The sequence below is a fragment of the Streptomyces sp. NPDC056161 genome (assembly GCF_042268025.1).
In the GTDB taxonomy this organism is placed as follows: domain Bacteria; phylum Actinomycetota; class Actinomycetes; order Streptomycetales; family Streptomycetaceae; genus Streptomyces.
Genome location: NZ_JBHJUV010000021.1, coordinates 23117 through 44149, shown reverse-complemented (window position 1 = coordinate 44149; position 21033 = coordinate 23117). Strand labels below are relative to the sequence as shown.

General features: G+C 72.2%; 21 protein-coding genes. 13 read left to right on the top strand and 8 right to left on the bottom strand.

Annotated features, from left to right (window positions below; translation table 11 throughout):
* The first annotated feature begins 584 nt into the window (after window positions 1-584).
* A complete protein-coding gene (locus ACFC09_RS20780) occupies window positions 585-1814 on the top strand; it encodes an MFS transporter (protein ID WP_376530288.1) in 1230 nt (409 codons plus the stop codon).
* A gap of 34 nt (window positions 1815-1848) precedes the next feature.
* Here ACFC09_RS20780 and ACFC09_RS20775 read toward each other — a convergent pair whose 3' ends face one another.
* The 4 genes from ACFC09_RS20775 to ACFC09_RS20760 form a co-directional block, all read right to left on the bottom strand.
* On the bottom strand, window positions 1849-2325 hold the full coding sequence (locus tag ACFC09_RS20775; protein ID WP_376530285.1) for a MarR family winged helix-turn-helix transcriptional regulator: 477 nt from the start codon (window positions 2323-2325) through the stop codon (window positions 1849-1851).
* 92 nt (window positions 2326-2417) lie between these two features.
* A complete protein-coding gene (locus ACFC09_RS20770; RefSeq protein WP_376530283.1) occupies window positions 2418-3218 on the bottom strand; it encodes an AIM24 family protein in 801 nt (266 codons plus the stop codon).
* Window positions 3215-3865 (bottom strand): AIM24 family protein, encoded by a 651-nt coding sequence (locus ACFC09_RS20765; RefSeq protein ID WP_376530551.1) that lies wholly within the window; start codon window positions 3863-3865, stop codon window positions 3215-3217. Before ACFC09_RS20765 ends, ACFC09_RS20770 begins: the two co-directional genes overlap by 4 nt.
* 1 nt (window position 3866) lies before the next feature.
* Window positions 3867-4499, bottom strand: coding sequence for an AIM24 family protein (locus tag ACFC09_RS20760; RefSeq protein WP_376530548.1), 633 nt, complete (start codon window positions 4497-4499; stop codon window positions 3867-3869).
* Between the two features lie 250 nt (window positions 4500-4749).
* On the opposite strand from ACFC09_RS20760, the gene ACFC09_RS20755 reads away from it, so the two are divergent.
* The 4 genes from ACFC09_RS20755 to ACFC09_RS20740 all read left to right on the top strand — a co-directional run bounded on the left by ACFC09_RS20755 (window position 4750) and on the right by ACFC09_RS20740 (window position 7178).
* Window positions 4750-5094 carry a DUF3817 domain-containing protein gene (locus ACFC09_RS20755; RefSeq protein WP_376530280.1) on the top strand — a complete coding sequence of 115 codons (345 nt, stop codon included), beginning with the start codon at window positions 4750-4752 and terminating at the stop codon, window positions 5092-5094.
* Window positions 5091-5384 (top strand): MTH1187 family thiamine-binding protein, encoded by a 294-nt coding sequence (locus ACFC09_RS20750; RefSeq protein ID WP_376530278.1) that lies wholly within the window; start codon window positions 5091-5093, stop codon window positions 5382-5384. Before ACFC09_RS20755 ends, ACFC09_RS20750 begins: the two co-directional genes overlap by 4 nt.
* Window positions 5385-5683: 299 nt before the next feature.
* Window positions 5684-6436 (top strand): hypothetical protein, encoded by a 753-nt coding sequence (locus ACFC09_RS20745; RefSeq protein WP_376530275.1) that lies wholly within the window; start codon window positions 5684-5686, stop codon window positions 6434-6436.
* Window positions 6437-6527: 91 nt separating this feature from the next.
* Window positions 6528-7178: a TetR/AcrR family transcriptional regulator gene (locus ACFC09_RS20740; RefSeq protein ID WP_376530272.1), complete on the top strand. Its 651-nt coding sequence runs from the start codon at window positions 6528-6530 to the stop codon at window positions 7176-7178.
* A gap of 222 nt (window positions 7179-7400) precedes the next feature.
* On the opposite strand, the gene ACFC09_RS20735 is transcribed toward ACFC09_RS20740, so the two are convergent.
* Window positions 7401-8387 (bottom strand): DUF5937 family protein, encoded by a 987-nt coding sequence (locus ACFC09_RS20735; protein ID WP_376530270.1) that lies wholly within the window; start codon window positions 8385-8387, stop codon window positions 7401-7403.
* A 430-nt stretch (window positions 8388-8817) separates the two neighbouring features.
* On the opposite strand from ACFC09_RS20735, the gene ACFC09_RS20730 reads away from it, so the two are divergent.
* The 4 genes from ACFC09_RS20730 to ACFC09_RS20715 all read left to right on the top strand — a co-directional run bounded on the left by ACFC09_RS20730 (window position 8818) and on the right by ACFC09_RS20715 (window position 12684).
* A complete protein-coding gene (locus tag ACFC09_RS20730) occupies window positions 8818-9966 on the top strand; it encodes an MFS transporter (protein WP_376530545.1) in 1149 nt (382 codons plus the stop codon).
* Between the two features lie 10 nt (window positions 9967-9976).
* Window positions 9977-10483, top strand: a complete 507-nt coding sequence (locus ACFC09_RS20725) for a MarR family winged helix-turn-helix transcriptional regulator (protein WP_376530267.1) — start codon at window positions 9977-9979, stop codon at window positions 10481-10483.
* Between the two features lie 43 nt (window positions 10484-10526).
* Window positions 10527-10868: a DUF3817 domain-containing protein gene (locus ACFC09_RS20720; protein WP_376530264.1), complete on the top strand. Its 342-nt coding sequence runs from the start codon at window positions 10527-10529 to the stop codon at window positions 10866-10868.
* Between the two features lie 115 nt (window positions 10869-10983).
* Entirely contained in the window at window positions 10984-12684 is a 1701-nt protein-coding gene (locus ACFC09_RS20715) for a methylmalonyl-CoA mutase (protein WP_376530262.1), read from the top strand.
* A gap of 120 nt (window positions 12685-12804) precedes the next feature.
* Here the strand turns inward: ACFC09_RS20715 and ACFC09_RS20710 are convergent, their stop codons facing one another.
* A complete protein-coding gene (locus tag ACFC09_RS20710) occupies window positions 12805-13929 on the bottom strand; it encodes a DUF3103 family protein (RefSeq protein ID WP_376530260.1) in 1125 nt (374 codons plus the stop codon).
* Window positions 13930-14171: 242 nt separating this feature from the next.
* Complete coding sequence (locus tag ACFC09_RS20705; RefSeq protein WP_376530257.1) at window positions 14172-14786, bottom strand: TetR/AcrR family transcriptional regulator; 615 nt, start codon at window positions 14784-14786, stop codon at window positions 14172-14174.
* Window positions 14787-15022: 236 nt separating this feature from the next.
* On the opposite strand from ACFC09_RS20705, the gene ACFC09_RS20700 reads away from it, so the two are divergent.
* The 4 genes from ACFC09_RS20700 (at window position 15023) to ACFC09_RS20685 (ending at window position 19324) form a co-directional block, all read left to right on the top strand.
* Window positions 15023-15994 carry a tetratricopeptide repeat protein gene (locus tag ACFC09_RS20700; RefSeq protein WP_376530254.1) on the top strand — a complete coding sequence of 324 codons (972 nt, stop codon included), beginning with the start codon at window positions 15023-15025 and terminating at the stop codon, window positions 15992-15994.
* A 662-nt stretch (window positions 15995-16656) separates the two neighbouring features.
* Window positions 16657-17322 carry a DUF6230 family protein gene (locus ACFC09_RS20695; protein ID WP_376530251.1) on the top strand — a complete coding sequence of 222 codons (666 nt, stop codon included), beginning with the start codon at window positions 16657-16659 and terminating at the stop codon, window positions 17320-17322.
* A gap of 117 nt (window positions 17323-17439) precedes the next feature.
* Entirely contained in the window at window positions 17440-17985 is a 546-nt protein-coding gene (locus ACFC09_RS20690; RefSeq protein ID WP_376530248.1) for a DUF6114 domain-containing protein, read from the top strand.
* Window positions 17975-19324, top strand: a complete 1350-nt coding sequence (locus tag ACFC09_RS20685; protein WP_376530245.1) for a hypothetical protein — start codon at window positions 17975-17977, stop codon at window positions 19322-19324. The genes ACFC09_RS20690 and ACFC09_RS20685 overlap by 11 nt, the downstream gene beginning before the upstream one ends.
* 214 nt (window positions 19325-19538) lie before the next feature.
* Here the strand turns inward: ACFC09_RS20685 and pyk are convergent, their stop codons facing one another.
* The gene (gene pyk, locus ACFC09_RS20680) at window positions 19539-20966 is read right to left on the bottom strand and encodes a pyruvate kinase (RefSeq protein ID WP_376530242.1); all 1428 of its coding nucleotides are present in this window, start codon (window positions 20964-20966) and stop codon (window positions 19539-19541) included.
* Window positions 20967-21033 lie beyond the last annotated feature (67 nt).

Genomic DNA, 21033 nt, shown 5'->3' with positions numbered 1-21033 from the left:
CGGGGTCGCCACGCCGGTCGGCCGCCTTTCGCGGTCGTCGGCCACGGCGGGCCCTGGCCCGCGGGCGAGGCCGCGTCGGGCACGCGTCAGGGCGGGCGGGGCCAGGCCCCCTCCGACACCCCGCCCGGCGAGCTACGCCCCGGGCAGGCCGCGAGCCACGAGCCGCGGGGCGAGGACCGGGGCGAGGACCGGGCGTGCGGGCGGGGGTGTGCTCGGCGGCGGGAGTGTCGGTCCGGTGGTCCGGTGGTCCGGTGGTCCGGTGGTCCGGTGGTGCGGTGGCCGGGGCGGGCGCCGGGCGGGGCGGGTGCCCGTCGTCTGCGGCCGGGGGCGCGGGCCAGGGCGTACCGGACACCGGCCGACCCCGGCCGCACGGCGGCGGAGCGGGCGCTCGCCGACCCCGGCCGTGCCGGTGCCTGCCGGGCGCGTCGTCGGGATGTCGGGGCTGCTGGTACGTTGAGCCGCATGTTCCTCTCCTTGGCGTAGTGCGCACCGTGGCCGCGCGTACCGTGCCCGGTCCCTCGTGACCGCCGGCCTGCGCGGCGTCCCGGTGTCCCCCGCCACGCCCGCCTTGAGGAACCCCACTCATGTCCGCGCCCGCTTCGTCGCGCCCCGCCGCCCTCCCGCGGCCGTCGTACGCCGCCGTCCTGCGCGTCCCGCACGCGCGCCGTACCTTCGCCGCCGCCCTCGTCGCCCGCCTGTCGTACGGCACGGTGTCGCTGTCTGTGCTGCTCTCCGTCACCCGGGCCACCGGGTCGTACGCCGTCGCGGGCGCGGTGATGGGCCTGTTCGGCGCCGCGACCGTCTTCCTGCTGCCCGTGCGGGCGGCCCTGGTGGACCGGTACGGCCCGCGCCGGGCCCTCGTCCCCATGGCGTCGGTGTACGGCGTCCTGCTGTGCGCCCTGGCGGCGCTGACCTGGCGCCCCGGGGCGTCGGCGGCGGCGATCGGCGTGGCCGCCGCCCTCGCGGGCGCCTGCGCGCCGCCGCTGGGGCCCACCATGCGCGCCCTGTGGGCCGAACTCGTCGCCGACCGGCGGCTGCTGCAACGGGCGTACAGCCTGGACGGGGTCGCCGAGGAACTGTTGTTCGTGACCGGTCCCGTGCTGGTCGGCGCGCTGCTGCCGTACGCGCCGCCGGCCGGCGGCGTGCTGCTGAGCGCCGTGCTGAACGTGGCGGGCACGCTCGTGTTCATGGCGTCCCCGGCGGTGGCCGGCCCGCGGGCCAGGGCCGCCGCCCACCGGGACCGGCCGCGGCGCCGGTTCGCGGGCGGCCGGGGACTGCCGGCCCCCGTCGTGGTGGCCGCGGCCGTCGGGCTCGTGCTGAGCGCGGTGGAGCTGCTGGTGATGGCCTTCGTGACGCGCCACGCGTACGACGACGCCGTGGTGCCCTGGATGCTGGCCGCGCTCTCGGCGGGCAGCGCGCTGGGCGGGCTGCTGAACGGCGCCGTCGACTGGCGGGCCCCCGCCCGGGTACGCCTGCCGTGGTGCGCGGCGGGCCTCGGCGGCGTGGTGGCCGCGGCGGGCCTCGCACCGGGCCTGGTCACGCTCACCGCCGCCATGGCCTGTGCGGGCGTCTTCATCGCCCCCGCGCTGACGACCGCGTACCTGCTGGCGGACGAGACGGCCGCGGCGGGGCACCGGACCCGGGCGGGGGCCTGGGTGAACACGGCCGTCAACGCCGGGAGTTCGAGCGGCGCGCCGCTCGCCGGGCTGCTCGTCGGGCGGCTGCCGCTCGGGATGTGCTTCCTGCTGACGGGCGTGGTGACCGCCGTGGCCGCGCTGGGCGCGGTCCGGCGTGCCGCGGCGGACGGGACCTGAACCGGCCCGGCCCGCCGTCCGGCCGCCCGCGGGTTCAGGGGCGGCCCCGCTGGCCCCTCAGGTGCTCGGCGATCGGCTTCAGGCCCTTCTCCAGCTCCACCAGGGACTCCGGCGCCAGCAGGTCGATGAAGTGCCTGCGCACCGATGCCACGTGATGCGGCGCGACCTTCCGCATCGTCTCCATGCCGCGCTCGGTCAGCACGGCGTACAGCCCCCGCCGGTCGGACTCGCAGTTCTCGCGCCGCACCAGGCCGGCGTTCTCCAGACGGGTGATCTGGTGCGAGAGCCGGCTCTTGGACTGGAGGGTGGCGGACGCGAGGTCGCTCATCCGCATCCGCACGTCCTCGGACTCGGAGAGATTCACCAGGATCTCGTAGTCGTTCATCGTCAGTCCGAACGGCTGCAGATCCTTTTCGAGCTGGTACGTCAACAGCTTGTTGACCTCCAGGTGGGTGCGCCAGGCGCACTGCTCCGCATCGGTCAGCCAGCGCGTGGCCGTCTCGGTCTCCATGAATGAAGTCTACCTAAGAAGTTGAAAGGCGAACTAATGGGAGTGGCGTGTTCCTGGGCACGCGTTCGACATCACACTCCGCAGACTATCGCTCACAGCCCGAAGCGGCGCTGGAGGTCCCCCAGCTGTCCGGGCAGGCGTGGTGCGCCCTGCCCCGGTCCATGACCGCCGGACGCCCCGCCGCCGGGCACCCCGGGCTCGTGCGGAACGGCCCCCGTGAACTGCTCCTCCATCAGTTTCTCGGTCGACTGGAGCAGTACCGTGCCGGCGCCCACGAACTCGAACTGGTGCTCCTCCCCGGAGGCCCCGCCGAGGCCCGTCATCGCGCGCAGGCCGCCCATGACACCGGTCAGGTACCCGTGGTCGTAGTGGTGGCACGGGGAGGGGCAGTCGGCCCAGCCGACCAGTGCCTGCGGGTCCACCCGGAGCGGGGGCTCCATGAAGACCACCGGACCGTTGGACGCCGCCACGAACTTCCCGGTTCCGATGAGGGTCAGAAACCCGGGCACGATCGACTGTTTGAGCGCAAGAGTCGGCTGAAACGCGAGCAGGTTGCCCGCGCGAATGGTCAGATTGCCGTCGTCCAGGTCGAACGAATTGACATCGAAGGCCCGGTCGGCGAGCAGCATCTTGCCCGAGCCCTCCGCCACCACCCAGTCGCTCGCGTGCAACGGCGAATGGAACGACGTGCGCACCAGCCGGTCCAGCCGTCCGTGCCCGATGCCGTTGAACTCGATCGCCCCGTAGTAGGCGATCATCTTCCCCTTCTGCAGGAACCACTGCCCGCTCAACAGCTCCACGCAGAAGGTGTAGCTGTTGACGTTGTCGTCGGCGGGCAGCGTCATCGGGTCGTACACCACCGGCCCGGCGCCCGGACCTCCGTAGCCGCTCACAGCTTCTCCTCCGAGGCCTGGACGTACACCGTGCCGTTCCCGCTCAGCTCCAGCTGGAACGCCTCGCCGCTGCCGCGGCCCACCATCTCGCGCCAGCCCAGGGCGGTGGACAGCTTGTTGCGTACGTCGCCGTGGTGGGCGACGTACGCCTGCGGGTCCACGTGCACCGGACGCTGCGGCGTGATCGCCAGCTCGAACACCCCGCCGTGCGCCATCACGGCCACCGCCCCGTGCCCCTTGAGCGTCGTGGTGAACAGCCCCTGCCCGGTGACCTGCCCGCGCACCATCCCCATGACCCCGCCCTGGGAGCCCATGAACATCGTCCCCTGCTGGAGCGTGCCCTCGAAGGCGAGCAGCCGGTCCGCCTCCACGTACAGGGTGTCGCCGGCGAGGTTGATCACCTGCACGTGGTGGCCGCCGTGCCCGAAGAACACGGTGCCGCTGCCCTCGACGGACATCAGCGGGGTGGCCTCGCCCGCCACCCGGCGGCCGAGCATCGACATCAGACCGCCCTGGCCGCCCTGGATGTTGGGCGTGAAGGAGACGTCGCCCCGGTAGGCGAGCATGGCGCCGCGCTGGCTGTACAGCCGCCGGCCGGGCACCACGGTGGCCTCCACCATCTTCGAATTGACCTCGCGCAGCCCCATCTCACACATCCCCCGCGACGGTGTTGCGCTCACTCGGCTGCACGTACACCAGGCCGTTCCCCTCGAACCGGATCTGGAACGCCTCGCCGCCGCCCTCGCCGAGGAAGGTGCGGAAGGTCACCCCCGACTGGAAGGTCTGCCGCACGTCGCCCTGGTGGGCGATGTAGGCGCCGGGGTCGACGACCAGCGGGTACTGCGGGCTGACCCGCAGCACCACCGCCGGCCCGTCCGACATGATCGCGGCCTGTCCGCGGCCCTCGACGGTGGTCGTGAACAGCCCGTTGCCCTGCGAGGCGCCCCGCAGGCCGGTGAACGTCGTCCCCGTGCGCAGCCCGGCATCGGTCGCGAGCAGATTGCTCGACTCCACGTACAGCTTGTCCCCCTGGAGATCGACGAGGTTGATCTCCGCGGCCCGGTCCGCGAACCAGCACGTGCCGTGCCCCTTCACCTCCATCACGGTCATCTGCTCACCGGTGATCCGCCGGGTCACCATGCCGCGCAGCCCCTCACCGCCCCCGGTCAGCTTCTTGAAACTCATCCGCCCGTCGTACGCGACCATCGCCCCGTTCTTCGCCTTCACGGCGTCCCCGGTCATGTCGACGGCGAGCACCCTGCTGCCTTCAAGTCGAAACATCGCCACCCGGCGACGGTAGCGGGCGCGCGCCTGGCCGGGGAGGGGTTCGGGCCGACGACGCGGCGCGCCGGGCTCCCCGGCGGGAGACCGGCGCGCCGGACGGGACCGTCGCCCGGGTGGCACCGCGCCCGCGGTCGGCCCCCCTCCCGAGTGCGTCTCCGCGGTTTGCCACAATGGGTGGATGTTTGTGCTTGCGTTCACAAACCGGCGCCGCACGACCTGCCGACCCCACTCCCACCGAAGGTGACCCGTGGACATCAAGACCGCCACCGCCCTCCGCCGCCTCCGCCTGGTCTCCGCCCCCGAGGCCGTGTCCTTCCTCCTCCTGCTGATCTGCTCCGTGCTGAAGCGGACCACGGACTTCAACGCGGTGCCCGTGATGGGCTCGATCCACGGCGTCCTGTTCATCCTGTACGTGATCTTCTGGGCCGACGCCTGGAACCGCGCCAAGTGGAGCCTGAAGACCGCCGCCCTCTACTTCGTCCTCTCGGTCCTGCCCACCGGCGGCTTCTTCGCCGAGCGCAAGCTGCGCCGGGCGGCCGAGGACGCGGTGATCGCCGCCCGCGCCCGCAAGGAAGGGGTGGTCAACGCATGATCGTCGCCTTCTCCGTGACACCGCTGGGCGTCGGCGAGGACGTCGGGGAGTACGTCGCCGACGCCGTCCGCGTCGTGCGCGAGTCCGGGCTGCCCAACCGCACCGACGCCATGTTCACCTCCGTCGAAGGGGAGTGGGACGAGGTCATGGACGTCGTGAAGCGTGCCGTCGCCGTCGTGCAGGAGCGCGCGCCGCGCGTGTCCCTGGTGGTCAAGGCGGACATCAGGCCCGGTGTCACCGACGGCCTCACCTCCAAGGTCGAGACCGTGGAGCGCCACCTGGCCGGCTGAGCCCGGCCACCCGGCCCACGAGAAATCCGGCCCACGAGAAATCCGGCCCACGAGAAACCCCGGCCCACGAGAAACCCCGGCCCGCGAGAAACCCCGGCCCGCGAGAAACCCCGGCCCACGAAAACCCCGGCCCACGGGAACTGCGGCCCACCGGAACCCCGGCCCCTCCAGGGCCGGGGTTCTTCATCTCCCGCCGTACTCCCGCCTGTTCAATAGTTTGAGCGATCGCTCAAACGGGTGTACGTTGCCGTCGGGTGGTTGAGCGATCGCTCAACTGCGGTCCGGCTTGGGGGAATCAGGTGGGGCTCTACGCGGAGACACGTGTACGTGCCGGTCTCGACGCGCTCTGGGACCGTACGCAGGATCCCGTCCAGCGCCGCCGCTGGGACCTGCGGTTCACCCGGATCACCCGCATCCCGGGCGCCGAGGACGGACCCCGGCGGTTCCGGTACGCCACGCGCGTGCTGCCCTTCCTCACGGTCTCCGGCATCGGCATCACGGCCGGGCAGAAGGAGCGGCCCGACGGCAGCCGCGCCTCCGCCCTGCGCTTCGCCTCCGCGCACCCGCTCTCCCCGATCACAGAGGGCGGCGGCTACCTCCGCTACGTCCCCGACGGCGACGGCGTCCGCTTCCTCACCGGCTACGACTACCGCCCCCGCGGGGGCGCCCTCGGCGTGGTCGCCGACCGGCTGCTGCTGCGCCCGCTGATGGCCTGGGCGACGGCCTGGTCCTTCGACCGGCTGCGGCTGTGGCTGGAGCGCGGGATCACCCCCGAGCGCGCCCTGCTGAACTGGCTGGCCGAGCTGCTGGTCCGGGCCCTCCTGCTCACCGCGGGCGGCACCGGCCTCGCGCTCGGCTCCCCGGGCGGCCCGTTCGGCGCGCTGGGCCCCGCCGTGGCGTACCTGTGCCCGCTGCTCCTGCTCGTCGCCATGTCCCTCGCGCTGTTCAAGGCGCCCCTGCCCGGCACCCCCGCCGCCCGCCGCTGCCTGCGCACCCCGCCCGCACGCGCGCGTGCCCCGCGCCTGCTGTGCTCGTTGGAGAGCCCTTCATGACGTTCCCCGGAGCACCCGTCGTGACGGCGGCGGCCCCCGCGGCAGGCCGGCGACACCCCCGCCGGCGTCCGGTACGCCGGGAGGCGCGCGCATGAGTCCGGAGACGGCGAAGTCCCTGGAGACGAAGACCAAGCTCCTTCAGGGCGCGTTGCGGACCCTCACCGAACAGGGCATCGCCGGGACGTCGGCCCGTACGGTCGCGGCGGCGGCCGGGGTCAACCAGGCGCTCGTCTTCTACCACTTCGGCTCGGTGGACGAACTCCTCGCCGCCGCCTGCCGCTACGGCGCCGAGCAGGCGGTCTCCCGGTACCGCACCCGCCTCGCCGCCGTCACCTCGCTCGCCGACCTGCTGGCCGTCGGCCGCGCCGTCCACGAGCAGGAACGGGCCGACGGCCAGGTCGCGTTGCTCGGCCAGCTGCTGGCCGGCGCCCAGACCCACGCGGCCCTCGGCCCGGCCACGGCGGCCGGCCTCGACCTGTGGATCACCGAGATCGAAGCGGTCCTCACCCGGGTCCTGGCGGCCACCCCGCTCGCCGGTCTGACCGACCCCGCGGGCCTGGCCCGTGCGGTCGCCGCCGCCTTCGTGGGCATCGAGCTGTACGAGGGGGTGGACGACCGGGGCGCCCAGGCGGCCCTGGACGCCCTGGAACAACTCGGTGCCCTGGTGGCCGCGCTGGACGAACTCGGCCCGGTCGCCCAGCGCGCGGTCCGTCACCATCTGCGCCGCACGGGCCGCCGCTGAACCGGCGCCGGGTGAACCGACACCGGGTGAACCGACACCGGGTGACCGACGCCGGGCAGCCGCCCGTGCTCGTGGCCGGCGACGGGGCTCGTGCGGGGATGTGCGGCGGGGCCGCGGCGGGGCCGGTGCGGGGGAACGGGACCTGGCGCGCGGCGGGTCCGTGCGGGGACGTGGGCCGTGGTCCGGGGTGGGTCCGTGCGGGGAAGCGTCCGGCGTCCCGGCCTACCGCGGCTCTCCCGAGGCCAGCGCGATGCCCAGCGGAGTCCGTTCGTACAGCACCTCGTGGCCGTAGCGGCGCGCGGTCAGCAGGCCGGAGCCGCGCAGCACCGACAGGTGCGCGGACACCGAGGACGGGGCGAGCCCGAGGCGGCGGGCGAGCACCGTCGTGGACGACGGCTCGTCGAGCGCGCCGAGCACGGCGGCCCGGCCCCGCCCCAGCAGCCGTACCAGCGAGTCGGGGGCGTGGCCGGTCGGCCCGGACCACAGGCCGCCGATGCCGCGGGCCGGGTAGACCAGGGCGGGCTGCCAGGGCGGGTCGAAGTCGCTGACGACGTGCGGCCAGACGAACACGCTCGGCATCAGCACCAGACCCCGCCCCTCAAGCCGCCGCTCGTGCCGGCCGGGCGACGCCACGCTCAGCGTGCCGCCCTGCCAACTGCACCGCTCGCTGATCTCCGGCAGCAGCCCGCCGAGACCGACCTGGGCGAACCGCCTGGAGTGGAAGGCGATGTCCGCCTCCAGCAGTGCGCGCAGCCGCGGCCAGTCGGGGGCGATCAGCACCTGCCAGACCTCCTCCAGGGCGTCCGCCAGCTCCCGGATCATCCGGGCGGGGTCGGCCAGCCAGGCCCGGCCGTACGGCGACCAGGACGCACCCGGGGTCGCCGCGAGCGACCGGGCGGTGTCCTCGCGGGCCGCCGCCGGATCGGCCGCGCGCACGGCCGCGATCTCCTCCTCGAAGGTGGCCGCCGGGCCGATCGGGGGCGGCCCGAACCAGTCCGGCGTATGGCCGTGGCGCGGCATCAGCAGCCACAGCGGGGTCAGGTCGAGGCCGGCCGCGGCCGTGCGGATGCGCCGCAGCCAGGGCGTGTGGTAGCCGTGCCGGCCCGGGAGCTTGAGCGTGCGCACCGCCTGGTGCGTCTCCCACAGGGGCGACACCGCGAACCGGCACCGCAGGAAGTCGATCTCCTCGAAGTGCAGCAGTGACGGCATGGCGCTCCTCCCGGGGCGACGGCGTGGGCATGCGGTGCGTACCGCCGACGGGGTTCGGCGGTGCACCGATTCGGGGGCACTGATTCGGCGGACACCGAATCTCTACGCCGTCGGCCCGTCCGCGTGCACGCTGCCGAGCGTGACATCGGACCAGCACCTGCCGGCAGCCCGGCACCTGCCATCGGATCAGCACCTGCTGCCGGACCCATCGGATCAGCACCTGCTGCCGGACCCATCGGACCGGCACCCGCCGCCGGACCCACCCGTACCACTTGACCAGCACATACCGCCAGACCCCCAGGCACCGCCCGCGCCGCCCGGGTCCGCCGTACCGCCCGGGTCCGCCGCGCCGGCCGTCTCGCCCGCCGGGTACGCCCGGGTCTTCGCCGTGCCCGAGTTCCGGACCGTCTTCGCCGCCCACACGCTGTCCATGCTCGGCGTGATCGTCAGCGAGGTCGCGCTGTCGGTGCTCGTCTACGACCTCACCGGCTCGCCCCTGCTGAGCGCGCTGGCCTTCGCGCTCGGCTTCCTGCCGTACGTGGTGGGCGGCACGCTGCTCGCCGGGGTCGCCGACCGCTTCCCGGCCCGCCGGGTGCTGGTCGGGTGCGATCTGGTGTGCGCGGGGTGCGTCGCGGTCATGGCGCTGCCCGGGACCGGCATCGGCGCGCTGCTCGCGCTGCGCTGCTGCCTCGCCGTCGTCGCCCCGGTGTTCTCCGGGACCCGCATGGCGACCCTCGCCGACGTCCTCGGCGGCGGCGATCTGTTCGTGCTCGGCCGTTCGCTGCTGCGGATCGTGGCGCAGAGCGCCCTGCTCGTCGGGTACGGGCTGGGCGGGCTGCTGCTCACCGTCCTCTCGCCCCGGCACGCGCTGCTGATCACCGTCGGCACCTTCCTCTGCTCGGCCCTGCTGCTGCGCCTCGGCACCCGCGGGCGGCCCGCGCGGGCCCGGGGCACGGACGCGCCCGGCGACGCCCGCGCCGGAGTCCGGCGGCTGTTCGCCGACCGGCGGGTGCGCGTGCTGCTGCTCCTGTTCTGGCTGCCGGCGATGTTCTCCGTCGTCCCGGAGGCGCTGGCCGCCCCGTACGCGGACGCGCTCGGCGCGGGATCCGCCGGACTCGGCCTGCTGATGTGCGCGCTGCCGGTCGGGACGGTCCTGGGCGAGCTGTACGCGGGCGCGCGGCTGCGCCCGGCCGCCCGGGAGCGGATCGCGCAGCCGCTGGTCTGCCTGACCCTGCTGCCCTACCTCGGCTACCTGCTGCGCCCCGGCATCGTGGCCTCGCTGCTGCTCCTGCTGGCCGCGGGCGCCGGGTCCGCGTACACGCTCGGCCTGGACCAGCGGTTCGTCCGGGCCGTGCCGGAGGAGCTGCGCGGCCGGGCGATGACCGTGCTGAGCGCGGGGCTGATGACCGTCCAGGGCGTGGGCATGGCGCTGGCGGGCGTGGCGGCCGAGGCGGCGGGGGTGCGGGCGACCGTCGCCGGGGCCGGAGCGCTGGGGGTGGTGAGCGGCTGCGCGCTGGCGCTGGCGTACCGGGCGACCGAAAGCCGAGACGGAGCTGACCGGCATATGACCGGCCGGTAGGGTCGAGAGCGTGCCGAAGCCTCTCAGCCTCCCCTTCGACCCCATCGCGCGTGCCGACGACCTCTGGCGGCAGCGATGGGGGAACGTGCCGTCGATGCCCGCGATCACCTCGATCATGCGGGCCCACCAGATCCTGCTCGCCGAGGTCGACGCCGTGGTGAAGCCGTACGGGCTGACGTTCGCACGTTACGAGGCGCTGGTGCTGCTCACCTTCTCCAAGGCGGGCGAACTGCCGATGTCGAAGATCGGCGAGCGGCTCATGGTGCACCCGACGTCGGTGACGAACACCGTCGACCGGCTGGTGCGCTCGGGGCTGGTGGACAAGCGGCCCAACCCGAACGACGGGCGCGGCACGCTCGCCGTGATCACCGAGAAGGGGCGCGAGGTCGTCGAGGCGGCCACCAAGGACCTCATGGCCATGGACTTCGGGCTCGGTGCGTACGACGCGCAGGAGTGCGCGGAGATCTTCGCGATGCTCAGGCCGCTGCGGGTGGCCGCGCACGATTTCGAGGAGTGACCCGGGGCAAGATCTCCCGGATCGGGTCGATACGCTCGTCCCCATGAAAAAGAGCGTGCTGACCCGCTACCGCGTCATGGCCTACGTCACGGGTGTGCTGCTGGTCCTGCTGTGCCTCGGCATGATCGGGAAATACCTCCTGCACGTCGACGGCGCCGCACAGTTCACCATGATGGTCGCCATCGCACACGGCTGGCTGTACGTGGTCTACCTGGTCTGCGCCTTCGACCTCGGCTCCAAGGCGAAGTGGCCGGTCGCCAAGCAGCTGTGGGTGCTGCTGGCGGGGACCGTGCCCACGGCGGCCTTCTTCGTGGAGCGCAGGATCAGCCACGAGCTGGAGGCCAGGGTCGCCGAGGCCGCACCGGCGGTCGCGTCCAAGGTCTGACCCGGGGCGCCGCGGCACGATTGCGCCGGCGCCCGTGCGTCACGGGCGCCGTTCCCTGTGGCATCCGCCTCACAGCCGTCGACAGTTACTAGGACGTCCTAGTAAATTTGTCCGTATGGATGCTCACGGTATTGAGGAGGGCCGCAGCCGCTGGCAGGCCCGGTACGACGCCGCGCGCAAGCGCGACGCTGATTTCACCACGCTCTCCGGCGATCCCGTGGAGCCGGTGTACGGGCCGCGGCCCGGAGACACCTACCAGGGGTTCGAGCGGATCGGCTGGCCGGGGGAGTACCCCTTCACCCGCGGCCTGTATCCCACCGGCTACCGGGGGCGCACCTGGACGATCCGCCAGTTCGCCGGGTTCGGCAACGCGGAGCAGACCAACGAGCGCTACAAGATGATCCTGGCGGCGGGCGGCGGCGGGCTCTCCGTCGCCTTCGACATGCCCACGCTGATGGGCCGCGACTCCGACGACCCGCGTTCGCTCGGCGAGGTCGGCCACTGCGGGGTGGCCGTCGACTCGGCGGCGGACATGGAGGTCCTGTTCAAGGACATCCCACTGGGCGACGTCACGACCTCGATGACGATCAGCGGACCCGCCGTACCCGTCTTCTGCATGTACCTGGTCGCCGCCGAGCGGCAGGGGGTCGACCCGGGCGTCCTGAACGGCACGCTCCAGACCGACATCTTCAAGGAGTACATCGCCCAGAAGGAGTGGCTGTTCCAGCCCGAGCCGCACCTGCGGCTGATCGGCGACCTGATGGAGTACTGCGCGGCCGGCATCCCCGCCTACAAGCCGCTGTCCGTCTCCGGCTACCACATCCGCGAGGCCGGGTCCACGGCCGCCCAGGAACTGGCGTACACGCTGGCGGACGGGTTCGGGTACGTGGAGCTGGGCCTCTCGCGCGGCCTCGACGTCGACGTCTTCGCGCCGGGCCTGTCCTTCTTCTTCGACGCGCACGTCGACTTCTTCGAGGAGATCGCCAAGTTCCGCGCGGCACGCCGGATCTGGGCCCGGTGGCTGCGGGACGTGTACGGGGCGCGGACCGAGAAGGCCCAGTGGCTGCGGTTCCACACGCAGACCGCCGGGGTGTCGCTGACCGCCCAGCAGCCCTACAACAACGTGGTGCGCACCGCCGTGGAGGCGCTGGCCGCCGTGCTCGGCGGGACCAACTCGCTGCACACCAACGCGCTGGACGAGACCCTCGCGCTGCCGAGCGAGCAGGCCGCCGAGATCGCGCTGCGCACCCAGCAGGTGCTCATGGAGGAGACCGGCGTCGCCAACGTGGCCGACCCGCTGGGCGGTTCGTGGTACGTGGAGCAGCTGACGGACCGGATCGAGGCCGACGCCGAGAAGATCTTCGAACAGATAAAGGAGCGGGGGCTGCGGGCGCACCCCGACGGCCGCCACCCGATCGGACCGGTCACCTCCGGGATCCTGCGCGGGATCGAGGACGGCTGGTTCACCGGGGAGATCGCGGAGTCCGCGTTCCGCTACCAGCAGTCCCTGGAGAAGGGCGACAAGAACGTCGTCGGCGTCAACGTCAACACCGGCTCGGTCACCGGCGACCTGGAGATCCTGCGGGTCAGCCACGAGGTGGAGCGGGAACAGGTCCGGGTGCTCGGCGCCCGGAAGGCGGCCCGGGACGACGCGGCGGTGCGCTCCGCGCTGGCCGCGATGCTCGGCGCCGCGCGCTCCGGGGCCAACATGATTGAGCCGATGCTTCAGGCGGTACGGGCCGAGGCGACCCTCGGCGAGATCTGCGACGCGCTGCGGGACGAGTGGGGGGTGTACACGGAACCCGCGGGGTTCTGAGCGGCCCGACCGCGCTCGCCCGCCCACGGCCTGCCGCCCGCGGTCGGCCGGACCGGTCGGCGGTGGGCGGCAGGCCGCGCGGCCGGCGGGATCTTCCCGTCGGCCGCGTTGCCGTTCCGGTCAGAACTGCTCAACGAAGTACGGCTCCAGGGTCATCCAGCCGTTGCCGCGGGCGCCGTAGCGGGTGCCGGTGTCGCCCTGCGCCAGGGTGTACCAGGAGTCGACGTAGTCCGGGTCGTCCGTCCACCAGCTGTCGGGGAGGGCGTCCAGCACGGCGTTCACGAGCGGGATGTACACGCCCTGGTCGACGACGGTGAGCAGGACCGAGGCGATGGCCTTGGCCAGCTCCTGGTAGTTGGTGCTGCCGTCGTCCTCCATCATCACGGCGTCGGCCAGGTCGTACTTGTACAGCGACCAGTTGACCAGGATCTGGTTCGGGCTGTAGGTGACGCCGTCGTTGTCGAGGTACGGCATGTCGACGGGGTCGACGCGCACCTTGCCGTCCTGGCCGAAGCCGGTGACGAGGGTGTAGATCTCCGCGTCGCCCTTGATCCAGGGTTCCTCGTCGTCGGAGAGCCGCACCTGGTTGATCCGGGTGGTCCAGAATCCGGCCCCGGCCGCGCGTGTCGAGGGGCGCGCGGTGGCGGAGGTCAGGCCCTGCCGGGCCAGTTCCCGGTCGAGCACGTCGAGGCCCGCCGACAGGGCCTTGGAGCCGTCGATGTCGATGACGTACACCGGGTGCCGGGGCGCCGTGCGCGCGTCGAGGGTGTGGGCGCGCCCGCGGCTGTCGTACGCCGTGACGGTGGCCGCGTCCTCGTCCGATCCGGCGGCCGCCACCCACGGGGTCCGCCCGGCGGCCAGGGCGGCGCGCATGGAGTCGGCGCCGAGCCGCAGCCGCAGCAGGGAACCGGTGTCCGGGGCGAGGCCCTTGGCGGCCAGGATCCGGCGGTCCGCGTCCTTCAGGACGCCGTGCAGGCCGTCGTCGGCCCGCGCGGCGAGGTCGGTGACGGGCACCTCCCGCGAGCCGAGCGCCGCCTCGCGCACGCGGGCGCTCCACCCGCGGTCGGACAGCGAGCCGGCGACGGCACGCGCGGCGCCGTCCTCGGCCGCGGTGACCGCGGAGGCGGACGGGCGGGCGCCGCCGTCCGCCGCCGCGGCGGACGGGGCGGCCAGGCCGGCGGTGAGGGCGATGAGGGATACGGCGATCGAGACGGCGGCGCCGCCGCGACGGGGTCTGGGTCTCACGTGACTCGGTCCTCCTGTGGCGAAGGGTTGGGTGACGTGCGAGCGGGACGGAGCTGGCCGAGCGCTGTCCATACGAGTGGACGGGCGCTGTCTATGCGAGTAGACGGCCAGCAGTAGCGTGACGGAGACATGTCATTCAGGCAAGGGGCGGCCCTCGCACGGTGGGTGAACTTCTCGGGAGGAGCGGCGGAAGGGGATCCGCGGCGATCCGCGGCGATCCGCGGCGGACCGTGCGCGGCTGCTCAGGCCGCCGCCGCGGTGAGGCCGCGCAGGAGGACCGCGGTGAAGCGGGACACCCAGTCGGTGTCGACCGGCTCGCAGGAGACGAGCGTCCGGTGCACCACCGCCCCGGCGACCATGTCGAAGACCAGATCGACCTGGGGGCCGGGCTCCCCGTCGTCGGGCGGCAGCTCACCGCGTTCCTGGGCGCGTCTGCGTCCCTCGACGACCAGGCGCTTCTGCCGGTCCACGATCGCCTCCCGGATCCGTCCGCGCAGCGCGGCGTCCTGGGTGGCCTCGGAGACCACCGCCATCAGCGCGGTCTTCGCCGCGGGCAGCTCCAGCAGGGCGGCGAACTGGAGGACCACGCCCTCGACGTCGGCGGCGAGGCTGCCGCGGTCGGGCACTTCGAGTTCGTCGAAGAGTTCGGCCACCGCGTCCACCACGAGTTCGTTCTTGCCCGCCCAGCGCCGGTACAGCGTCGTCTTCGCGACCCCCGCCCGCGTCGCCACGTCCCCCAGCGTGAGCTTCGACCACCCCAGTTCGACCAGTGCCTGCCGGGTCGCGGCCAGGATCGCGGTGTCCGCGGCAGCGCTGCGCGGGCGGCCCGTGCGGGGAGCGGGGGTGCGGCTCTGCATGCCCCGACCATAACGGGCGGGATGACGGGCGGGTTCTGTGTGGCCGTGAGGGAGATCACCGGACAGCGGTGCCGCCGCGGCCCCGGTTGGCATTACGCTACGGGTCGTAGCGAAAGCCTGTGCGGGACGTGCGCGGGCGAACGCGTACGCGAACGGCGAGCGGGTGCGTGGGGCGGGGACCCGGCGTATTTCACATCGCTTTTCACACACGCGCGGGAACGGGGGAGGATAGGCGCATGCAGCCACGGAACATGTCCATGAGCGGCGTCGTCGACCTCGCCGCGGTCAAGGCGGCCCAGGAGGCCAAGGCCAAGGCCGAGCAGACGCGCGCCGAAACCGCCCGGCAGGGCGGAACGCGGGCCGTCTCCCCGGCCGATCTCGTCATCGACGTCGATGAGGCGGGCTTCGAGCGCGATGTCCTGGAGCGCTCCGCCGAAGTGCCGGTCGTCATCGACTTCTGGGCCGAGTGGTGTCAGCCCTGCAAGCAGCTGAGCCCGGTCCTGGAGCGGCTGGCCGTCGAGTACAACGGGCGCTTCCTGCTCGCCAAGATCGACGTCGACGCCAACCAGATGCTGATGCAGCAGTTCGGGATCCAGGGGATCCCGGCCGTCTTCGCCGTCGTGGCGGGACAGGCGCTGCCCCTCTTCCAGGGGGCCGCCGGGGAGCAGCAGATCCGGCAGACCCTCGACCAGTTGGTGCAGGTCGCCGAGGAGCGCTTCGGGCTGACCGGTCTGACCGTCGACCCGGACGCCGAGCCGGGTGAGGCCCAGCCGGCCGAGGTGCCCGCCGGTCCTTACGACGCCCTCCTGGAAGCCGCCGTACAGGCGCTGGACGCGGGGGACCTCGGCGGTGCGGTCCGGGCGTACCAGAACGTGCTGAGCGACGACCCGGGCAACACCGAGGCGAAACTGGGCCTGGCCCAGGCCGAGTTGCTCCAGCGGGTGCAGGGCGCCGATCCGGCGCAGGTGCGCAAAGAGGCCGCCGGGAAACCGGGTGATGTGCAGGCGCAGATCGCGGCGGCCGACCTGGACCTGGTCGGCGGGCACGTCGAGGACGCCTTCGGGCGGCTCATCGAGACCGTGCGGCGCACGGCGGGTGAGGACCGGGACGCCGTACGACGCCGACTGCTGGAGCTGTTCGAGGTGGTCGGGGCGGACGATCCGCGGGTCGTCGGGGCGCGCAGGGCGCTCGCGCGGGCGCTGTTCTGAACCCGCTCCCGAGCGGGGCACGGGCCCCGCTCTGACCAGTTGCTAAACGCAAGGGCATGTGATGCCCGAGTGAAGGGTTTGCCGACGAGACGTCAGAGCGGCCGCGCTTTGCCAAATCTTGGTAATCGCGGCCGCTGTTACTCGGAGTAAATCAAGGCTGCTGGTCTGTCTGGTTTGGCCCGGATGTCAATGGTTTTGTTCTGCCCTTGGGTACGACTGAGCGTCGCGTTCTGAGGCCGCTGAGTCGTGCTTCGGTTATCCGGTCGTTACTAGCCAGTAACGAACCCCCTTGTGCGCGCGGCCAGAATGCACCACGATCGGCGACGCTCGGTCCATTCCCGTACCCCGGCAACCAGCCGGGTGCAACGGGACCAACTGGGTCCCCACCGAGCAGAGTCGGCGGCAGTGGCGCCGGCTCTCGGGCAGGGGGGTCTTCGCCGCCAGGGCGAAGCCTGCCCGGCAAGGTTGTGCGTGATGCGTGTCAGGCGCGACCAGTGGTTGTCGCTCGGGGGTGATCGCCGGCGATTTCGGGCGCGGTACGTGTCCCTGAGCGCAGGCGCTCTCCTTTCCGAGGACGTAGCACTTCTCCCATCCCTGCCCGGCCAACCCGCCGACTGGGGGCGAGTCCGGGCCAGGAGATGTACGTCCGAGAAGGAGGAAACATGGAGTCCCAGGTGCGTGGCGGGACCAGATGGAAGCGGTTCGCTGTGGTGATGGTGCCCAGCGTCGCCGCCACGGCATGCATAGGTGTGGCCCTCGCGCAGGGCGCTCTCGCGGCGTCGTTCAGTGTGTCGGGGCAGTCGTTCAAGGTGACGGCGGAGCATCTCCACGGCGAGGGCTTCGCGCAGTACGGAGCGATCGACTCGGGGTACACCCTCACCGGTGAGAAGGCGAATCACCCCGTTGCGGTCTCGTCGTTCTCAAACGCCACGATCCAGAAGATGTGCCAGTCGGTCGTCACCCCGATTCCGGGGCTCGGCAACTTCACCCTGCGGCTGGAGGCGGGTGACAGCGACGACGAGAATCGCCAGGTCCAGGCCAAGAACCTGTACATCGACATCGATGACCTGCACGCCGACGCCACGTTCAACAACATCGACATCGGCGTGGCGGCCGGCGACACGGGCCCGGACAAGGGGGGCAAGGGTCCGGGCATGAAGGGCGGCAAGGAGCAGGCCAATCCGAACGGATTCGCCCAGCAGGCCGAGTCCGCGGACCTGTACGGCGTGGAGCAGACGGCGTGGGCGACCACTGCCGGAACCTTCAAGCTGAGCGGTCTGCACATGTCGCTGCGCAGTGGCAAAGGCAAGGGGATCGAGTGCTACTGAGCACTCACTGACGGGCGGGGGAGCCGGTGGCGCCCCCGCCCGTCCACACTCCGGCCGCGTCTTCACGCGCGGCGCACATCACCACCACAGCAATGCCGTACCAGGGAGCTGTATTCCATGAGCGCCGAGACTCCTGCCGTGCCGGGTCAGTTCACTCGCCGGAGGCTGCAGTTCCGCGCCTGGCGGGGGACCCGTCCGTTCTGGGGCGGTCTGTTCGTCCTGCTCGCCGGCTTTCCGATCATGTACTTCCCGTACGCGCATCTCCAGGTCGGGCACCTGACCCTTGCGATGGCCACCACCGCGGGAGCCGGATCCCTGATCATCGGCGTGTTGCTCGTCGTGCTGGGCATCAGCCTCTGGTTCCAGCAGCACGTACGGACCTTCGCGGGAGTCGCCGCGATCCTGCTGGCGCTCGTGTCCATCCCCGTGTCCAACTTCGGCGGCTTCGTCGTCGGCTTCCTGCTCGCGCTGGTCGGCGGGGCGATGGCCGTGTCGTGGGCGCCGGGAGTGCGGGTGGCACCGCAGGCCCCGGCCGGCGCCCCGGGCGAGGGCGGCGCCCCCGACGCGGTGCCGACCGGTCCGGCGAGCCCGGTCTACGAGGCGAACGACCTGTCAGGAACGAACCCGCGCAACGGGGCGAACGGGAGGCACAGTGCCGGCTGACGAGGTGACCCACGGGACCGATGTGGACAAGTCCCGTGCGAGAACCGGGCCACGCCATGCGGCACCCAGAAAGCCGCTGTTCACCAGGTTCCACATGCCCGCCGGCAAGGCCATAGCTACCGTGGCGATGCCGACGGCGGTCATCATGGGCATGGGGTTCACGTCCACGCTCGCCCTCGCCGACAACAACGACGCGTCGGCGAAGGCGTCCAAGAGCCTGACGGCCGACGAGTACAAGGACTGCGTCGCGGCCCTGAAGGCGTCGCCGGACGCGTCGCCGTCGCCGTCCGGTTCCCCGAGCGCGAGCGAGTCCGCGGACCGGGCCACGCCGACCCCCACCCCGCCGGCGTCGGCCTCCGCCGACGGCGCCAAGGACGGCTCGCACAAGGCTTCTTCGTCGGATTCAGGTTCCGACGACAAGGCCACCCCCGGCCCGTCCGCGTCCGCGTCCGAGTCGGCGTCGCCGGCGTCGTCGGCGAGCGGTTCGGGCGCCTCGGGCTCGGGCGCCGCCACGCCCGGCCCGTCGGCGTCCGCGGGCGGCGGGCTGCTCGGCTCCCTCGGGGGCGCGCTCACCGGCATCCTCACCGGGGGTGCCAAGGACGCGGGCTCCTCGTCGAGCGCGAGCCCCATGCCCTCCCCGTCGGCGTCCGCGACGGACTCCGCCGACGGCAAGGACGCCGAGGGTCACAAGACGCCCGGCGACACCGTCAAGGACACGGTCGACAAGGTCACCAAGTCGGTCGGGGACACCGTCAAGGACACCACCGGCAAGGTGTCCAGGACGGTGAAGGACACCACGGACGCGGTGGACGAGGCGGCCGGCTCGGTCGCCTCGCCCAGCTCGTCGGCGAGCGCTTCCGCCGACGACTGCCCGGTCGCCAGTGACGACACGGGCGGGGTCGACAACAAGCTGCCGGTGGCGGACGACCCCTGGAACCTGGACGCCAGTTCACTGCTCCTGAAAAACGCCGACTACCAGGGCATCGTCGAGGTGAAGTGCGCCAACGGGACCACCAAGAAAGTACTGAAGTACGTCATCTCCGGCGGTACCGACATCGGTGACCTGCACCAGACGGTCAAGGACAAGGACGCCGGCAAGACCTACCACGTGCAGGCCGCGCCCGGCTCGACGTCCACCATCCGCGACGGCGACACGGTGATGTACACGGAGAGCATCTCCGGGAACCTGTTCGGTCTGATCCCCGTGACGTTCAGCCCGGACAGCCCGCCGCCGCTGAACATCCCGCTGATCTACTTCACCGACGTGAAGGTGGTCCAGGCCGCCCAGTTCGGCGGCAGCCTGCACGTGCCCGGCATGCACGTGTACACCACCGGCTGAGCGCCTGCGCGAGCCCGTCCGGGAGCCGCACGAGCTGTGGCCCGGCCCCGCCCACCCGGGCGGGACCGGGCCACAGTGCTGTGCGCGGCCGGTGACACGGCACGGCGCGGGCCCGCCGGGAAGCCGGGCGCCGTCGGCCGGTGGACCGAACAGCGAGGGCGCCCCCTGTCACAGGGGACGCCCTCGCTGTCGTACCAAGCCCTTGTGGGGCTCGCTACTTGGTCTCGCCGCCCAGGTGGTGGACGCGGACCATGTTCGTGGTGCCGGGGACCCCGGGGGGCGAGCCGGCGGTGATGACGAACGTGTCACCCGTGTCGAACCGGCCCAGCTTGGTGACCTCCAGGTCGACCAGGTCGACCATCTCGTCGGTGCTGTTCACGATCGGGACGACGTGGGAGTCGACACCCCAGCTGAGCGTCAGCTGGTTGCGGGTGGACTCGTCCGGGGTGAAGGCGATGATCGGCTGGACGGCGCGGTAGCGGGACAGGCGGCGGGCGGTGTCCCCGGACTGGGTGAAGGCGATCAGGCCCTTACCGCCGAGGAAGTCCGCGATCTCACAGGCCGCGCGGGCGACCGAACCGCCCTGCGTGCGCGGCTTCTTGCCCTGGACCAGCGGCTGGAGGCCCTTGGAGAGCAACTCCTCGTCGGCGGCGTCGACGATCCTCGACATCGTCCGGACGGTCTCGACCGGGTACGCGCCCACGCTCGACTCGGCGGACAGCATCACCGCGTCGGCGCCGTCCAGGATCGCGTTGGCCACGTCGGACGCCTCGGCGCGGGTCGGGCGGGAGTTGGTGATCATCGACTCCATCATCTGGGTCGCGACGATCACCGGCTTGGCGTTGCGCCGGCACAGCTCGATCAGGCGCTTCTGCACCATGGGGACCTTTTCCAGCGGGTATTCGACGGCCAGGTCGCCGCGGGCGACCATCACGGCGTCGAACGCCATCACGACGTCCTCCATGTTCTTGACCGCCTGCGGCTTCTCCACCTTGGCGATGACCGGGACGCGACGCCCCTCCTCGTCCATCACCTTGTGGACGTCGGCCACGTCCCGGGCGTCCCGGACGAAGGACAGCGCGACCATGTCGCAGCCCATGCGCAGCGCGAACCGCAGGTCCTCGATGTCCTTGTTGCTGAGCGCGGGCACGTTCACGGCCGCGCCGGGCAGGTTGATGCCCTTGTGGTCGGAGACCACGCCGCCCTCGATGACGATCGTGCGCACCCGGGGGCCCTCGACGTCCAGGACCTTCAGCTCGACGTTGCCGTCGTTGATCAGGACCTGGTCGCCGCGCGACACGTCACCCGGCAGGCCCTTGTACGTCGTGCCGCAGATGCTCTTGTCGCCGGGGACGTCCTCGGTCGTGATGGTGAACTCGTCACCGCGCTCCAGCTCCACCGGACCCTCGGCGAAGGTCTCCAGCCGGATCTTGGGGCCCTGGAGGTCGGCGAGGACGCCGACGGCACGGTTGGTCTCCTTGGCCGCGGCACGGACGCGGTCGTACCGCGCCTGGTGCTCGGCGTGCGAGCCGTGGCTGAAGTTGAACCGGGCCACGTTCATGCCCGCCTCGATCATGGAGACGAGCATCTCGTGGGAGTCGACCGCGGGGCCGAGAGTACAGACGATTTTCGAACGGCGCATGGGGCGATCCTATCGGTTTGTTTCGCTACGGAATATTCCGGCTGGTGGAAGATACAAATGGGCGGGT

Excerpts from the sequence above, each read along its gene's own strand:
- ACFC09_RS20730 (WP_376530545.1), top strand. The coding sequence starts at position 8,818 with ATGCTCGGCGTGATCGTCAGCGAGGTCGCGCTGTCGGTGCTCGTCTAC.
- ACFC09_RS20690 (WP_376530248.1), top strand. The coding sequence starts at position 17,440 with ATGAGCGCCGAGACTCCTGCCGTGCCGGGTCAGTTCACTCGCCGGAGG.
- ACFC09_RS20735 (WP_376530270.1), bottom strand. The coding sequence starts at position 8,387 with ATGCCGTCACTGCTGCACTTCGAGGAGATCGACTTCCTGCGGTGCCGG.
- ACFC09_RS20760 (WP_376530548.1), bottom strand. The coding sequence starts at position 4,499 with ATGTTTCGACTTGAAGGCAGCAGGGTGCTCGCCGTCGACATGACCGGG.
- ACFC09_RS20775 (WP_376530285.1), bottom strand. The coding sequence starts at position 2,325 with ATGGAGACCGAGACGGCCACGCGCTGGCTGACCGATGCGGAGCAGTGC.
- ACFC09_RS20715 (WP_376530262.1), top strand. The coding sequence starts at position 10,984 with ATGGATGCTCACGGTATTGAGGAGGGCCGCAGCCGCTGGCAGGCCCGG.
- ACFC09_RS20740 (WP_376530272.1), top strand. The coding sequence starts at position 6,528 with ATGAGTCCGGAGACGGCGAAGTCCCTGGAGACGAAGACCAAGCTCCTT.
- ACFC09_RS20695 (WP_376530251.1), top strand. The coding sequence starts at position 16,657 with ATGGAGTCCCAGGTGCGTGGCGGGACCAGATGGAAGCGGTTCGCTGTG.
- ACFC09_RS20750 (WP_376530278.1), top strand. The coding sequence starts at position 5,091 with ATGATCGTCGCCTTCTCCGTGACACCGCTGGGCGTCGGCGAGGACGTC.
- pyk (WP_376530242.1), bottom strand. The coding sequence starts at position 20,966 with ATGCGCCGTTCGAAAATCGTCTGTACTCTCGGCCCCGCGGTCGACTCC.
- ACFC09_RS20705 (WP_376530257.1), bottom strand. The coding sequence starts at position 14,786 with ATGCAGAGCCGCACCCCCGCTCCCCGCACGGGCCGCCCGCGCAGCGCT.
- ACFC09_RS20700 (WP_376530254.1), top strand. The coding sequence starts at position 15,023 with ATGCAGCCACGGAACATGTCCATGAGCGGCGTCGTCGACCTCGCCGCG.
- ACFC09_RS20765 (WP_376530551.1), bottom strand. The coding sequence starts at position 3,865 with ATGGGGCTGCGCGAGGTCAATTCGAAGATGGTGGAGGCCACCGTGGTG.
- ACFC09_RS20780 (WP_376530288.1), top strand. The coding sequence starts at position 585 with ATGTCCGCGCCCGCTTCGTCGCGCCCCGCCGCCCTCCCGCGGCCGTCG.
- ACFC09_RS20720 (WP_376530264.1), top strand. The coding sequence starts at position 10,527 with ATGAAAAAGAGCGTGCTGACCCGCTACCGCGTCATGGCCTACGTCACG.